At 59.4% G+C, this 12,780-nt stretch carries 12 protein-coding genes; 6 read left to right on the top strand and 6 right to left on the bottom strand.

Going from position 1 to position 12,780, the window contains the following annotated elements; translation table 11 throughout:
• Position 1 precedes the first annotated feature (1 nt).
• The 4 genes from AACY36_RS09430 to AACY36_RS09445 all read left to right on the top strand — a co-directional run bounded on the left by AACY36_RS09430 (position 2) and on the right by AACY36_RS09445 (position 3,142).
• Positions 2–730, top strand: coding sequence for an adenosylcobinamide-GDP ribazoletransferase (locus tag AACY36_RS09430; protein ID WP_339416664.1), 729 nt, complete (start codon positions 2–4; stop codon positions 728–730).
• 42 nt (positions 731–772) lie between these two features.
• Positions 773–1,177, top strand: a complete 405-nt coding sequence (locus AACY36_RS09435; RefSeq protein WP_049712119.1) for a MarR family winged helix-turn-helix transcriptional regulator — start codon at positions 773–775, stop codon at positions 1,175–1,177.
• A 63-nt stretch (positions 1,178–1,240) separates the two neighbouring features.
• The gene (locus AACY36_RS09440; RefSeq protein ID WP_339416771.1) at positions 1,241–2,440 is read left to right on the top strand and encodes an MFS transporter; all 1,200 of its coding nucleotides are present in this window, start codon (positions 1,241–1,243) and stop codon (positions 2,438–2,440) included.
• Between the two features lie 150 nt (positions 2,441–2,590).
• Positions 2,591–3,142 carry a glutathione peroxidase gene (locus AACY36_RS09445; RefSeq protein WP_339416663.1) on the top strand — a complete coding sequence of 184 codons (552 nt, stop codon included), beginning with the start codon at positions 2,591–2,593 and terminating at the stop codon, positions 3,140–3,142.
• A 65-nt stretch (positions 3,143–3,207) separates the two neighbouring features.
• Here the strand turns inward: AACY36_RS09445 and AACY36_RS09450 are convergent, their stop codons facing one another.
• The 4 genes from AACY36_RS09450 to AACY36_RS09465 form a co-directional block, all read right to left on the bottom strand.
• Complete coding sequence (locus AACY36_RS09450) at positions 3,208–4,497, bottom strand: OmpP1/FadL family transporter (protein ID WP_339416662.1); 1,290 nt, start codon at positions 4,495–4,497, stop codon at positions 3,208–3,210.
• A gap of 145 nt (positions 4,498–4,642) precedes the next feature.
• The gene (locus AACY36_RS09455) at positions 4,643–5,125 is read right to left on the bottom strand and encodes a hypothetical protein (protein WP_339427401.1); all 483 of its coding nucleotides are present in this window, start codon (positions 5,123–5,125) and stop codon (positions 4,643–4,645) included.
• 277 nt (positions 5,126–5,402) lie between these two features.
• Positions 5,403–5,627 carry a hypothetical protein gene (locus AACY36_RS09460; protein WP_003175353.1) on the bottom strand — a complete coding sequence of 75 codons (225 nt, stop codon included), beginning with the start codon at positions 5,625–5,627 and terminating at the stop codon, positions 5,403–5,405.
• 443 nt (positions 5,628–6,070) lie between these two features.
• Complete coding sequence (locus AACY36_RS09465) at positions 6,071–6,376, bottom strand: hypothetical protein (RefSeq protein ID WP_339416660.1); 306 nt, start codon at positions 6,374–6,376, stop codon at positions 6,071–6,073.
• A 457-nt stretch (positions 6,377–6,833) separates the two neighbouring features.
• Here AACY36_RS09465 and AACY36_RS09470 point away from each other — a divergent pair, with 457 nt between their 5' ends.
• The gene (locus tag AACY36_RS09470) at positions 6,834–7,157 is read left to right on the top strand and encodes a hypothetical protein (protein ID WP_025855837.1); all 324 of its coding nucleotides are present in this window, start codon (positions 6,834–6,836) and stop codon (positions 7,155–7,157) included.
• 175 nt (positions 7,158–7,332) lie between these two features.
• Positions 7,333–8,697, top strand: coding sequence for a DNA recombination protein RmuC (rmuC, locus tag AACY36_RS09475; protein WP_339416769.1), 1,365 nt, complete (start codon positions 7,333–7,335; stop codon positions 8,695–8,697).
• 36 nt (positions 8,698–8,733) lie between these two features.
• Here the strand turns inward: rmuC and AACY36_RS09480 are convergent, their stop codons facing one another.
• Positions 8,734–12,204 carry a hybrid sensor histidine kinase/response regulator gene (locus AACY36_RS09480; protein ID WP_339416659.1) on the bottom strand — a complete coding sequence of 1,157 codons (3,471 nt, stop codon included), beginning with the start codon at positions 12,202–12,204 and terminating at the stop codon, positions 8,734–8,736.
• Positions 12,205–12,384: 180 nt separating this feature from the next.
• Positions 12,385–12,768: a YbaN family protein gene (locus tag AACY36_RS09485; RefSeq protein ID WP_065873769.1), complete on the bottom strand. Its 384-nt coding sequence runs from the start codon at positions 12,766–12,768 to the stop codon at positions 12,385–12,387.
• Positions 12,769–12,780: the final 12 nt, after the last annotated feature.

The raw sequence follows: 12,780 nt of genomic DNA on the forward strand, positions 1-12,780 counted from the left end.
CATGCTGCCATTCTGGATCGCCCTGCAATTTCTCAGCAGCCTGCCGATTCGTCTGCCGGGCATGCCGCAGCCTCAGGAACTGGGACGCTCACTGCTGTTTTATCCGGTGGTCGGCGTATTGTTTGGTTTGCTGTTGTGGGCTTTGAACACCGCGTTGATGGGCGCACCGTTGTTATTGCATGCGGCGCTGGTGCTGACGGCCTGGGTGTTGCTCAGCGGCGGCCTGCACCTGGACGGTCTTGCGGACAGCGCCGATGCCTGGCTGGGGGGCTTCGGCGACCGCGAGCGTACGCTTACGATCATGAAGGACCCGCGCAGCGGGCCGATTGCCGTGGTCACCCTGGGGTTGGCGCTGCTGCTCAAGTTCACCGCCTTGGTGGCCTTGATCGAGCAACATGACGGCGTAGCGCTGATCCTGGCGCCGCTGATCGGACGCGCATCGATGCTGGCGCTGTTTCTGACCACGCGCTATGTGCGTGCCGGAGGATTGGGCCAGGCGTTGTCGGATCATTTACCGAGGATCGTCGGCCAACAGGTACTGATCCTCAGCGGCCTGGCCTGCATCCTGATCGGCGGCTTCAGGGGTGGGCTTGCGGTATTGCTCGCTGCAATCTGCTTCATGGGCCTGCGCCGACTGATGGTCAATCGCCTGGGCGGCACCACGGGTGACACCGCTGGCGCCTTGCTGGAACTGCTGGAAGTCGCGGTTCTGGTCGCTCTGGCGCTGTAACACTTTCTTGCATTTCCTTAATCGCGGGTATATACACGTTCCATGCTGGCCTCCCAATGTTTATGTACCAACCTGCGACGTGCCGCCCGTGGCGTCAGCAGGCATTACGACGGCGCCCTTGATGGCTTCGGGATTAACGTCGCCCAGTATTCGTTGCTGTGTAACTTGCAGCGGCTCGATCAGCCGAGCATCTCCAGCCTGGCGGAAGCCATGGGACTTGACCGCAGCACCTTGGGGCGCAACCTTCGGGTGTTGGAAGGCGAAGGCCTGGTGCAACTGGTGGAAGGCGATGACCTGCGCAATCGCCTGGTGATGCTGACAGCGGACGGTGAGGCACGACTCGCTGCAGCTTTACCCGCCTGGGAGGCGGCGCAGCAAAAATTGATCGATCAACTCGGCGCGCAAAAACGCGAAACCTTGTTGGCCTTGCTGGACGAACTCGCCTGAACGCGGGGTTGTTCGACTATAAGCGGGTATATACCCGCGAGCGGAGAATAAGAAATGACTTCCATGTGGCGCACCAGTGGCTGGATTCTTGTGGGGAGTGCGCTGATCCTGGCACTGTCGTTGGGTGTGCGGCACGGTTTCGGCCTGTTCCTGGCGCCGATGAGCAGCGAGTTCGGCTGGGGCCGTGAGACCTTCGCCTTTGCGATCGCTTTGCAGAACCTGATCTGGGGTTTGGCGCAGCCGTTTACCGGCGCCCTGGCCGATCGGTTTGGTGCCACTAAAGCAGTGTTTGTTGGTGGCATCCTGTACGCCGTTGGCCTGGTGTTGATGGGCATGTCTGATTCGGCCTGGTCGTTGTCGCTCAGCGCTGGCTTGTTGATTGGTATCGGGCTGTCCGGCACGTCGTTTTCCGTGATCCTTGGCGTGGTCGGCCGGGCCGTGGCGCCGGAAAAACGCAGCATGGCGATGGGCATCGCGAGTGCTGCCGGTTCGTTCGGTCAGTTCGCCATGGTGCCGGGCACACTGGGTTTGATCAGTTGGCTGGGCTGGTCCGCCGCATTGCTTGCGCTGGGCTTGATGGTGGCACTGATTCTGCCACTGGTCGCCATGCTCAAGGACCGGCCACTGCCGGTGATGGCCGGTCAGCAAACCTTGCGTGAAGCCTTGAAGGAAGCGTGCTCTCACTCCGGGTTCTGGCTGTTGGCCTTTGGCTTTTTTGTTTGCGGTTTCCAGGTGGTGTTTATTGGCGTGCACCTGCCGGCGTACCTGGTGGATCAGCACTTGCCAGCCACCACAGGCACCACGGTGCTGGCACTGATCGGGCTGTTCAATATCTTCGGTACCTACACCGCTGGCTGGCTCGGCGGGCGCATGTCCAAGCCGCGTTTGTTGACAGGGTTGTACCTGCTGCGTGCGGTGGTGATCGTGGTGTTTCTGTGGGCGCCGGTTACCGAAGTTACGGCCTATGCGTTTGGTATGGCGATGGGCTTCCTGTGGCTGTCCACCGTGCCGCTGACCAACGGCACCGTCGCGACGTTGTTTGGTGTGCGAAACCTCTCCATGCTTGGTGGGATAGTGTTCCTGTTCCACCAACTCGGTTCGTTCCTGGGGGGCTGGTTGGGTGGGGTGGTCTATGATCGAACGGGTAACTACGATTTGATCTGGCAGGTGGCAGTTCTGTTAAGCCTGCTCGCCGCGGCGTTGAACTGGCCGGTGCGTGAGCGGCCAGTGGCGCGATTGCAGGCGCAGATGGAGGCGGCATGAGCATAGCGATACGTGGTTTAGTCGTCATCGCGGGGGGCACTTTGGTACTGCTGGCCTGGTGGGGCTGGCAGAAAGGTGGTCTCGCGTTGATGCAGTTGGGTATGACGATCTGTTAAGTTCATGGCCTGATTATTTTCAAGGACACACGACATGCAGATGCGTTGGCTCGCTGTACCCATCCTGATGGCAATTGGCAGTGCCGCTTCTGCTGCCAGTTGCCCGCCGCTGCTGGAAGGCCAGTTGCCCAAGCTGCGCGCCAAGGAATCCATCGACCTGTGCGAGCGGTTTGCCGGCAAACCGTTGGTCATCGTCAACACGGCGAGCTTTTGTGGGTTCGCCCCCCAGTTCAAAGGCCTCGAAGCCTTGTACCAGCGCTACAAGGGCGAAGGGCTGGAAGTGATCGGCGTGCCCTCCGATGACTTCAAGCAGGAAGCCAAGACCGGCGAAGAGACGGCTAAGGTCTGCTACGTGAATTATGGCGTGACCTTCACCATGACCGAGCCACAGAAGGTCAAGGGGCCGGATGCGGTACACCTTTTCAAGGTGTTAGCGCAGCAGACCGACGCGCCGCCGAAATGGAATTTTTACAAGTACGTGGTGGATCGACAGGGCAAGGTGATCGCCAATTTCTCCAGCCTGACCAAGCCGGACAGCCCGGACCTGATCAAGGCGGTGGAAGAGGCGATCGCTTCCAAGCCCTGATTGTCAGCCATTAAAAAGCCCCGTCTCCTTTGCAGGAGAGCGGGGCTTTTTTATGCGGCGTCAGATCAGAACTTGTACGTTACGCCCAGGCCAAAGCCGTTGGCGCTGTTTTCGTACTTAGCGTTGTAGGACTGGCCCAGTGCGTTGGCGCGAGCGACCTTGACCGGTTCTTCCTTGAGGTACGAGTACGCCAGGTCGACGGTCATGTTGGGCATGACGTCGTAGCCAAGGCCCAGACTGAAGATCGTCCGGTCACCGGTAGGAATACGTGGCGAACGATCAGTGTTGTTGGTCGGCGATTGGTCGAAGGTCAGGCCGGTACGCAGCACCACTTGTTTGGTGACGCGGTACGAGGTACCCAGGGCATAGGCCCAGGTATCGTGCCAGTTCTGGTCTTCCTTGATGGTGCCGACAATTTGCGGAGCCAAACCACCGCTACCGGCTGCGGCCGATACACCCTCGTTGTTAACGGTGATGTCTTTTAGGCGGCTCCAGCGTGTCCAGGTGGCGCCTGCGTAGAGTTTCCACGCGTCGCTCATGTCTTGAGTCACCGACAGGTCCCAGGATTCAGGCGTGTCGATCTTCAACGAAGCGTCGTAGCGGCCGTTGTTCAGCACTGCGGACGGCACGTTGGTGCCTTTGGTCACTTCGGTATGGCCTTCGAGCTTGTACTTCACTTTCGAGTGGTAGGTCAGGCCCACGCGGGTTGTGTCAGTGGCTTGAACCAGCAGGCCGGCGTTGAAACCGATGGCGGTGTCATCACCCTTGATCTTGATGTTGTTGGAGCCGGTGCCCGCGATTGGCAGGTTGATATCGGACTCAAGCGTACCGGCGATGCGGTTGATGGTCGGACCAAAACCGATGGAAACACGGTCGTTGAAGGCGTAGCTGACCGTCGGCTGGAGCGTCATGACGGTGACTTCGCTTTTGCTGCCAAAGGCTTTGCCCTGGAAGCCACTTTCGTAGTCAGTCACCAGGCCAAACGGAGCATAGACGCCGAAACCGACAGCCCATTGCTCGTTGAGCTTGTTGGTGTAGAAGCCGAAAGGAACGGCAGTGAAAGGCACCATGTCGCCTTTGTTCGAGCCGCTGGAACGGCCGCTGACATCCTTGATGTTGGTCGAAGCGTCAATCGCCGCAACACCGCCAGTGACTTGCTGGCCTTCAAGGCGAGCCATGCCGGCAGGGTTACCATAAACGGTACTTGCATTTTCGGCAGAAGAAGAGCGGCCTGCGAAACCCGTACCCATCCCGGCAACGTCTTGTTCGTTAAGGGCAAAGCCACTTGCGAAAACGTGAGAAGAGGCCATAGCTACGGCGAGGCTAAGTGTGGTCTTGAGCATTACTTTTTTCATTATTAGAACTCCGAGTGATCACCGCTGCGGAAAGTATCAATAAATTTAACATCGCGCTATAGGCTGAAACGTAGGAGATAGAGCGGTTTTGTAGGACAATCCGACCAGGATTCAGGTTTTTTGACGAATCTTGCAAATTGCCCGGTCAGCAAACCACGTGATTCATGGGTGAAACGCAGGTTTGCCAGGCTTGAGTGAAATCACGCAGGCGTCCCTGAGGGTGAAAAATTTCTTTCCAGATACGCGCCATACCCAGCAGATCACCCGGCGGAGGCAGTGCGGGAGTGTGTTGTTCGACTAAAAGCCAGGCAATGGCCGTGGCGTAGCGCAGGTTGACCGTCAGTTCGAGTTGCGGCGCGCTGAGGAATGCATGCTGGCTTGCCAGGCCGCGTACCAGGCTCGCGCGATCGGGGTCCAGCGCGAGGTAATCGTCCCACAAGGCGCGATGGCGAGGTTCGGTGATGCTGTACAGGCCGTGTCCACGCCGGTCATGCAGGGCGGAACCGAGTTCCGACTGGCTGGCGGCAATGCCCAGCAACAGGGACTCAGCTGCTGGGTTATGGCGGCCGAGGTACAGCAAGGTCGGCCGAATCACATAACGACACAATTCGCTGGCAGCGATACCCATACAAGCCTCAATCCGTGAAAGTGGTCGGCGAGTCCTGAGAAGGGGGCTTGGCAGCGGTGGATCGGCTCTCAGGCTCGCCGGAAGCGGATCAAGCCGCTTGAGTTGAAGTGTAGTGTCATATTCGTGATGTAAAGGACTGTTTTTAAAACATCTTCGCCATCCAGTTATAACGGTTATATCTATTTGAACTTAGGGCAAAAGTTCGATACTCAAATCGCAGGCAATAAAAAACCCTGCTTTTGAGCAGGGTCTTTTGTGTTTCAGCGACTCGGGTCGATCAGGCAACCAGTGCCTGACGGGTACGCTCGATCACGGCCTGCAGCGGTTCTGCGCTGGAGTATTGATCGGGGTACAGGCGTTCGCTGTGACGCGCGATGCCGTGTTCGTTAACCAGGGTGAAGCTGAAGCAGCCTTTGCGAGCGGCCATAATCAGGCAGTTCATTGGGGCAAAAGCGTTGGTGAGGGTGCGAATGGCATCCTGAGTATGGATTTGAGCGTTCATGTTATGGGTGTTCCTACAAATGACACGGATAAGAACCGTGCCGTATTAAAACGTTCCAGTGACGTTGATCACTATTGATCAAACGAAGAACCCGACTGGAACAAAGCAGCCAGTTTGAAGCGCTGATAATTTAGGCGCGCTTGGGCTGGCAGGTAGGTACTTAGGAGGGCAGGCAACACAACAGGGGCAAAGGTTCTGGGCCCGGGGTGAAGATCCTGATCAATTTGCAGGTTGGTTCGGTCAGAGTATTGAAACTTCGCGACACCCTTTGTTTGTTCAAAGGCTGTGTCGTCGCAAGTGATACCTGGAAACCATCGAGGTGATCGATCCCGTGTTGTTCAGGGGACTTGTTCGACCAGAATTGACTTTCAGCTTGGTACTAACGCCGCGGATAGTAACGGATTGAATCAGGTTAGGGAAGTGCGCAAGTCAAAAAACTTCAATCAGCCGCCCAGCATGCCTCGATAGACCAGCACAGTGATCGCCGCTGCCAGTGAGCAGCCCAATCCGTAGGCGGCAAGGGTCAAGCGCAGTGACTGGCCGGTCTCGACCGCCTTCATCACATCGGCCATGTCATTGATGCGGCCTTCGCCCAACTCAATGCACAGGCTCACCGCAGTGAAAGCCGCCGACAGCAGGATAGCGATGGCAAACAGCGCACCATCCGGTGAGGGCAGTGCCGCATTGATTCCCAGGGAGGCGGAACAGATGGCCAGTAGCAACACGGCAAACAACAGCATTCCTTTCATCGACTCACCCACCGTTGCGTTGTAGGGCGGGGAGTGTGGCGAGCCAGCAAAGATTTGAAAAGTCCCCGTTTTGCCCTGGCGGTAACATTTTTGCGGCGAATTGCGTCAAGAAAAGCCGGCGATATAACCGGCGGATGGGTACTTGTGCACATTAGTTGCGCGGTGTGTAACCCCGCTGTCAACGGCGCTTGAGCGCCGCCTTTAGCCTGTATTGGAAATTTAAGTCAATGAAAAATCTCGCTTTTTTTTATTGGTGAAAAAATCGTCAGTTTGACTGCGGCCCCCATACCATGGGGCTTTGCGCGAGTTAAAGCAGGGTTGTCCACTGAGTTATCCACAGCTTCTGTGGATTGTCCCGAGCGCTTGCTCTAGAACGGGCGTACAGAGTTTTTTCAGCTTTACCTGTACGAAAAAAAGAGTAGAGTGGCGCGCCTTCCGTTCTGTCCCGCAGTGCTTTATGAAGTTTCGCTCAGTATCACCTTCTGTTACCGACACTCCTCAAACTGTTACCGCTCCCAAACGCTTCTCCTTGAAAGTTGCCTTGTGGTTGCTCGACAGCCCCCGCCTGGGTCACAACACCAACGTCAAACACTTCGCCGGGCGTTTGCTCAAGCAGCCGGCCCGTGAAGGCGTGGTTGCCGCACAAAGCCGCCTGGGCCAGCTGATGTGCCGTGAGTGCGGAAATGCCCGCGACCGCCGCATCGGCCACGACCTGCTGCGCCTGGCGGCCCGCGCCGGTGACCGCCGCGCCCAGCGTGAACTGGGCCAGGTCGAAGACTGAGCTGTCCTCAGGCCCTGTGCTCCGCTAACCTTGCTTTTTTTCGGTGATGGCAGACATGTCTATGGTTTTTGACTGGACCAGTATCGCCCTGGGACTTGCTGGCGCAGCTGTGCCTTTATTGGCCGTGTGCTGGCAGCTTCAGCGTCGGCTGACCGCGCGCATGACCGGCTGGGAACTGCTCGAAGAGCGCCTGGCGACCGCGCAACTGGCTCAGGAAGGCCTCGCCGCACAGCTGGATGCCAGCCGCGATGAGATCAGCGATCTGAGCCAGGCCAACGCAGCCAAGCAGGCTGACTTGGCCGCCGTGCGCCGCGAAGTCGAACTGCTGCAGATCGACCGCGACAACGCTCGCGACGCCGCCCACGCCTGGAACCTCGACCGCAGCGCCAGGGAGACTGAGCTGCGCCGCCTCGATGCGTTGTCGGCCGCTTTGCGCGCTGAACTGCGTGAACAACAGGACAGCCATCAACAACGCCTCGCCGACCTGCAAGGCTCGCGGGATGAACTGCGTGCACAGTTCGCCGAGCTGGCCGGCAAGATCTTCGACGAGCGCGAACAGCGCTTCGCCGAAACCAGCCAGGAGCGCCTGGGCCAACTGCTCGACCCATTGAAAGAGCGTATTCAGTCCTTCGAAAAGCGCGTGGAAGAAAGCTATCAGAGCGAGGCGCGCGAGCGCTTTTCCCTGGCCAAGGAGCTTGAGCGCCTACAGCAACTGAACCTGCGTCTGTCAGACGAAGCCACCAACCTGACCCGTGCCCTCAAAGGCCAGAAAACCCAGGGCAACTGGGGCGAGCTGATTCTTGAACGGGTGCTGGAGCATGCTGGCCTGGAGAAAGGCCGCGAGTACCAGACCCAAGTCAGCCTGAAAGGCCCGGACGGCGAGCGTTTCCAGCCAGACGTGCTGATCATGTTGCCCGGCGACAAGCAGGTGGTGGTGGACTCCAAGGTCAGCCTCACCGCGTATCAACAGTACGTGGCAGCGGATGATGATGTGATCGGCCAGGCGGCGTTGAAGCAGCACGTGCTGTCGTTGCGCAACCACGTCAAAGGTTTGGCCGGTAAGGATTACAAGCGCCTGGAAGGCCTGCACAGCCTGGATTTCGTGTTGCTTTTCGTGCCGATCGAAGCAGCGTTTTCCGCTGCCTTGCAGGCCGAACCGAATCTGTTCCAGGAAGCGTTCGACCGCCATATCGTGATCGTCAGCCCCACCACGTTGCTCGCTACCCTGCGGGTGATCGATAGCCTGTGGAAGCAGGAGCGCCAGAGCCAGAACGCGCGGGAAATCGCCGAGCGTGCGGGGTGGCTGTATGACAAGTTCGTGCTGTTTATCCAAGACCTGGATGAAGTCGGTAACCGCTTACAACAGCTGGATAAGGCTTACAGCTCGGCGCGAAACAAGTTGACAGATGGACGCGGAAATCTGGTCAGCCGGACCGAGCAATTGCGGTTGCTCGGTGCTCGGGCCAGCAAGAACTTGCCGGCGGATTTGTTGGAGCGCGCGATGACTGATTCAGATGGTGTGGCCCATCTACCTGAATAAACACAGCCCAAAAATGTGCGAGCGGGTACAAACAATTTACAGCGGCAAATGCCGACTCAGCAACGCCCGCAACGCCGCCGGCTTGACCGGTTTAGCCAAATAATCCAGCCCCGCCGCATGCACCTCGGCCACCATCTCCGGGCGGCCGTCGGCACTGATCACCACGCCGGGAATCGGCTCCGCCAATTGCGCGCGCAGCCAACCCATCAACTCAGTACCGGTTTCGCCATGGTCCAGGTGGTAGTCCACCAGTGCCAGTTGCGGGCGCACGCCATCCGCCAGCAACGCCGCGCATTGCGCCTTGTCCGTCGCGGTCCACACGTCACAGCCCCAGCGCGTCAACAGGCTGCGCATGCCGATCAGAATGCTCTCTTCGTTATCCACGCACAGCACCTGAGCACCGGTCAGCGGCAGGCCGGTTTCCTGTGGTGTCTTGACCTGCGGGCTGGCCTGGTTGCGCGCCAATGGCACGCGCACACTGAATACGCTGCCTTTTCCAGGCCATGAGCGCACGCTCAGGCGGTGCCCCAGCACACGGCACAGGCCGTCCGCGATGGCCAGGCCAAGCCCCAGGCCTTTCTCCGCGCGGGTCTGGTGGCTGTCCAAACGTTTGAATTCTTCGAAGATCACCTGCTGTTTATCCAGCGGTATCCCGGGGCCACGGTCCCACACCTCCAGGCACAGTTCGCCCTTGCGTCGACGTACGCCCAGCAGCACCGGGCCGTCGGCATAACGGAAGGCGTTGGTGAGGAAATTCTGCAGGATTCGCCGCAGTAACTTGATGTCGCTGTCGACACGCACTCGACTGCCGCGCAGGCGGAAGCGCAGACCCTGCTCCTGGGCCAGCGCCTTGAACTCTGCGCCCAAGGTGTCGAACAGTTCGTTGAGAACAAAAGGCTGGCGCTGCGGATTGATTTTGCCGTTTTCCAGGCGTGAGATGTCCAGCAGGTCGCTGATCAGGTCTTCGGCGGAGCGCAGCGAGCTGTCCAGGTGTTGCACCAATTGCCGGGCTTCGCCGGACAGACCTTCGTTCTGATGGGAGAGGGCGGCGGAGAACAGGCGTGCAGCGTTCAAGGGCTGCATCAAGTCATGGCTGACCGCCGCCAGGAAGCGCGTCTTCGACTGGCTGGCGGACTCGGCCACGCCCTTGGCATCGGTGAGCGCCACGTTGAGCTGCGACAGCTCATGGGTGCGCTCGGTCACCCGTTGTTCCAGGCCTTCGTTGGCCTCCGTGAGTGCCTGCTCGGCTTCGCGGAAGGCGGTAATGTCAGTGAAGCTCATGACGAAACCGCCGCCGGGCATCGGGTTGCCGATCAGCTCAATCACCCGCCCATTGGGGAATAAACGTTCAGAGGTATGTGCGCGGCCCTGACGCATCCAGTGCAGGCGCCGCGCCACGTGAACCTCGGCCTCGCCCGGCCCGCACAGGCCGCGTTCGGCGTTGTAGCGGATGATGTCGGCAATCGGCCGACCGACGCTTATCAGACCGTCCGGGTAATTGAACAGCTCCAGATAACGCCGGTTCCAGGCCACCAGTTTGAGGGACTGATCGACCACGCTGATGCCCTGGGTGATGTTCTCAATAGCGCCTTGAAGCAATGCGCGGTTGAACTGCAGCACTTCCGACGCTTCATCGGCGATGCGTACTACGTCCTCCAGCTGCATTTCGCGCCCTTCGATGGCGGCTTTCACCACCGCCCGGGTCGACGATGCACCGAGCACACCCGCCAGCAACCGCTCGGTGTGGGCGATCCACTCGTTGTCGGCATTCTGATTGGGGTTGAAGCCTTTACCTTGGCGATAGGCAAAGCGGATAAAGCTTTGCTGTGCCCGTTCCTCACCCACAAAGCGTGCGGCCAGGCTGAGCAAGTCGCTGATCTGCACCGACAGCATCGAGCGCGCGGTGGCGCGCTGGCTGATTTCCTGGCCGATAAACCGCCCGGCTTGCCAATGTTCGGAAACCCGCGTGCGGGACAGCATCGACACCCACACAAACAGCGTGAAGTTACCTGCCAGGGAAAACACGGTGCCCAAGGTCAATGAGGTGACGGACAGACCCAGTGGGTGCGAGTGCATCCACGTCAGTCCTGGAAAAAGGCTAAGGGACCAACCCAGGCTTTTCGCCGTAACCGGTAGGACCAAAGTGTAGAACCACAGGAAAGTGCCCGCAGCGAGCCCCGCGAATACACCGCGTCGGTTGGCTTGCTTCCAATAAAGGGCGCCGAGCATGGCCGGCGCCAGTTGGGTGACGGCTGCAAAGGCGATCTGGCCGATGGTCGCCAGGCTCGCGGTTGAGCCCAACAGGCGATAGCTCACGTAGGCCAACAGCAGGATGATCACGATGCTGACCCGGCGTACCGACAGCATCCAGTGGCGGAACACTTCGAACGGTCGCTCGGCGCCGGAACGGCGCAGCAGCCATGGCAGCAACATGTCGTTGGAAACCATGGTCGACAAGGCAATGCTCGCCACGATCACCATGCCGGTGGCCGCTGAAGCGCCGCCGATAAACGCCAGTACGGCGAGTGCGGGATGGGCTTCGGCCATCGGCAGGCTGATCACGTAGGAGTCCGGCATTACCGAACTGGGCAGCAGCATCTTGCCGCCCAAGGCGATCGGTACTACAAACAGCGCGGCAAGAATCAGATACGCGGGAAACACCCATTTGGCCAGGCGCAAATCCTGAGGGTCGATGTTCTCCACCACCGTGACATGGAACTGCCGAGGCAGGCAGATGATCGCCATCATGGCCACGCCGGTCTGCACCACCATGGACGGCCAGTTAACGGTCTCTTTCCAGTATTCATCCAGGCGGGGGGCGAGCATCGCTTGGCTGAACAGGTCGCCGAATCCGTCGTACAAACCGTAGGTCACAAACGCGCCGACCGCGAGAAACGCGAACAGCTTGACGAGGGATTCAAACGCAATCGCCAGCACCATACCGCGGTGGTGCTCCGTGGCGTCGAGGTTGCGTGTGCCGAAGACAATCGTGAACAGCGCCAACACCAGCGACACGATCAGCGCGGTGTCTTGAGCACGAGTGCCGGTGGTGTCGGCGCCAGCGCCGATCAGCAGATTGACTCCCAGCACGATGCCTTTGAGTTGCAGCGCGATGTAGGGCAGTACCCCCACCAGGCATATCAACGCGACCACCACCGCCAACGATTGGGATTTACCGTAGCGCGCGGCGATAAAGTCGGCGATGGACGTGATGTTTTCCTGCTTGCTGATCAAGATCATCTTTTGCAGGACCCAAGGTGCCAACACCAGCAACAGCACCGGGCCCAGGTAGATCGGTAAAAATGCCCACAACTGTTCGGCGGCCTGACCTACAGCACCGAAGAAGGTCCAGCTGGTGCAATACACGGCCAGTGACAGGCTATACACCCAGGCACGCATGCGCGGCGGCAGTGGCGCACGGCGACGGTCACCATAAAAGGCGATGGCAAACATAATGGCCATATAGGCCAGGGCAACGGCGGCGATCAGCCCGCTGGACAGCGTCATGGTAACTCCGAGCATGGGAACACCCGAGCATTCCAGGCCCGGCTGGACAGTCTCGCATGATGCTCGGGGTTAGTCAGTGTCGACCAAGGTCGGGTGAGTGGTGCGTGTGAGAGCCGGCGGTTCGATGCCTCGACAGCGGCCACGTAGAGGGCTCGCTCGCAGGCAAGTCGGACGCCGCCGTTACCGGGGCGGCAGGGTCTTTTGGCGCAGGATGTAGATCGTCACCAGCACGGCACTGGTCAACATGAAGCCACGTGCCCACGGCAATGGCACTAGGTAGCAGGACACACTGATGCTCAACCACATCAAGCCGATGGCGTAGACCTTGCCTTTAAGAGGGATACCGTTGCCGTCCAGGTAGTCACGGATCCACGGACCCAGGCGCGGGTGTTGCACCAGCCAGTGGTAGAAGCGTGGGGAGCTTCGGGCGAAGCAAGCGGCGGCGAGAAGCAGGAAGGGCGTAGTCGGCAAGACCGGTAGGAAAATGCCGATCACTCCCAGCGCTACGCTCAACCAGCCGATGGCCAGCAGCACGTAGCGCAAGAGCAGCGAACGATTGCCCATGGGTGTCACGGG

It is taken from the genome of Pseudomonas sp. EA_15y_Pfl1_P101, assembly GCF_963970835.1.
In the GTDB taxonomy this organism is placed as follows: domain Bacteria; phylum Pseudomonadota; class Gammaproteobacteria; order Pseudomonadales; family Pseudomonadaceae; genus Aquipseudomonas; species Aquipseudomonas tritici.

Bases quoted from the DNA above. Each gene is read 5' to 3' on its own strand.
- AACY36_RS09430 (WP_339416664.1), top strand. From the start codon at position 2: ATGCTGCCATTCTGGATCGCCCTGCAATTTCTCAGCAGCCTGCCGATT.
- AACY36_RS09435 (WP_049712119.1), top strand. From the start codon at position 773: ATGCTGGCCTCCCAATGTTTATGTACCAACCTGCGACGTGCCGCCCGT.
- AACY36_RS09440 (WP_339416771.1), top strand. From the start codon at position 1,241: ATGTGGCGCACCAGTGGCTGGATTCTTGTGGGGAGTGCGCTGATCCTG.
- AACY36_RS09445 (WP_339416663.1), top strand. From the start codon at position 2,591: ATGCAGATGCGTTGGCTCGCTGTACCCATCCTGATGGCAATTGGCAGT.
- AACY36_RS09450 (WP_339416662.1), bottom strand. From the start codon at position 4,497: ATGAAAAAAGTAATGCTCAAGACCACACTTAGCCTCGCCGTAGCTATG.
- AACY36_RS09455 (WP_339427401.1), bottom strand. From the start codon at position 5,125: ATGGGTATCGCTGCCAGCGAATTGTGTCGTTATGTGATTCGGCCGACC.
- AACY36_RS09460 (WP_003175353.1), bottom strand. From the start codon at position 5,627: ATGAACGCTCAAATCCATACTCAGGATGCCATTCGCACCCTCACCAAC.
- AACY36_RS09465 (WP_339416660.1), bottom strand. From the start codon at position 6,376: ATGAAAGGAATGCTGTTGTTTGCCGTGTTGCTACTGGCCATCTGTTCC.
- AACY36_RS09470 (WP_025855837.1), top strand. From the start codon at position 6,834: ATGAAGTTTCGCTCAGTATCACCTTCTGTTACCGACACTCCTCAAACT.
- AACY36_RS09480 (WP_339416659.1), bottom strand. From the start codon at position 12,204: ATGACGCTGTCCAGCGGGCTGATCGCCGCCGTTGCCCTGGCCTATATG.
- AACY36_RS09485 (WP_065873769.1), bottom strand. From the start codon at position 12,768: ATGGGCAATCGTTCGCTGCTCTTGCGCTACGTGCTGCTGGCCATCGGC.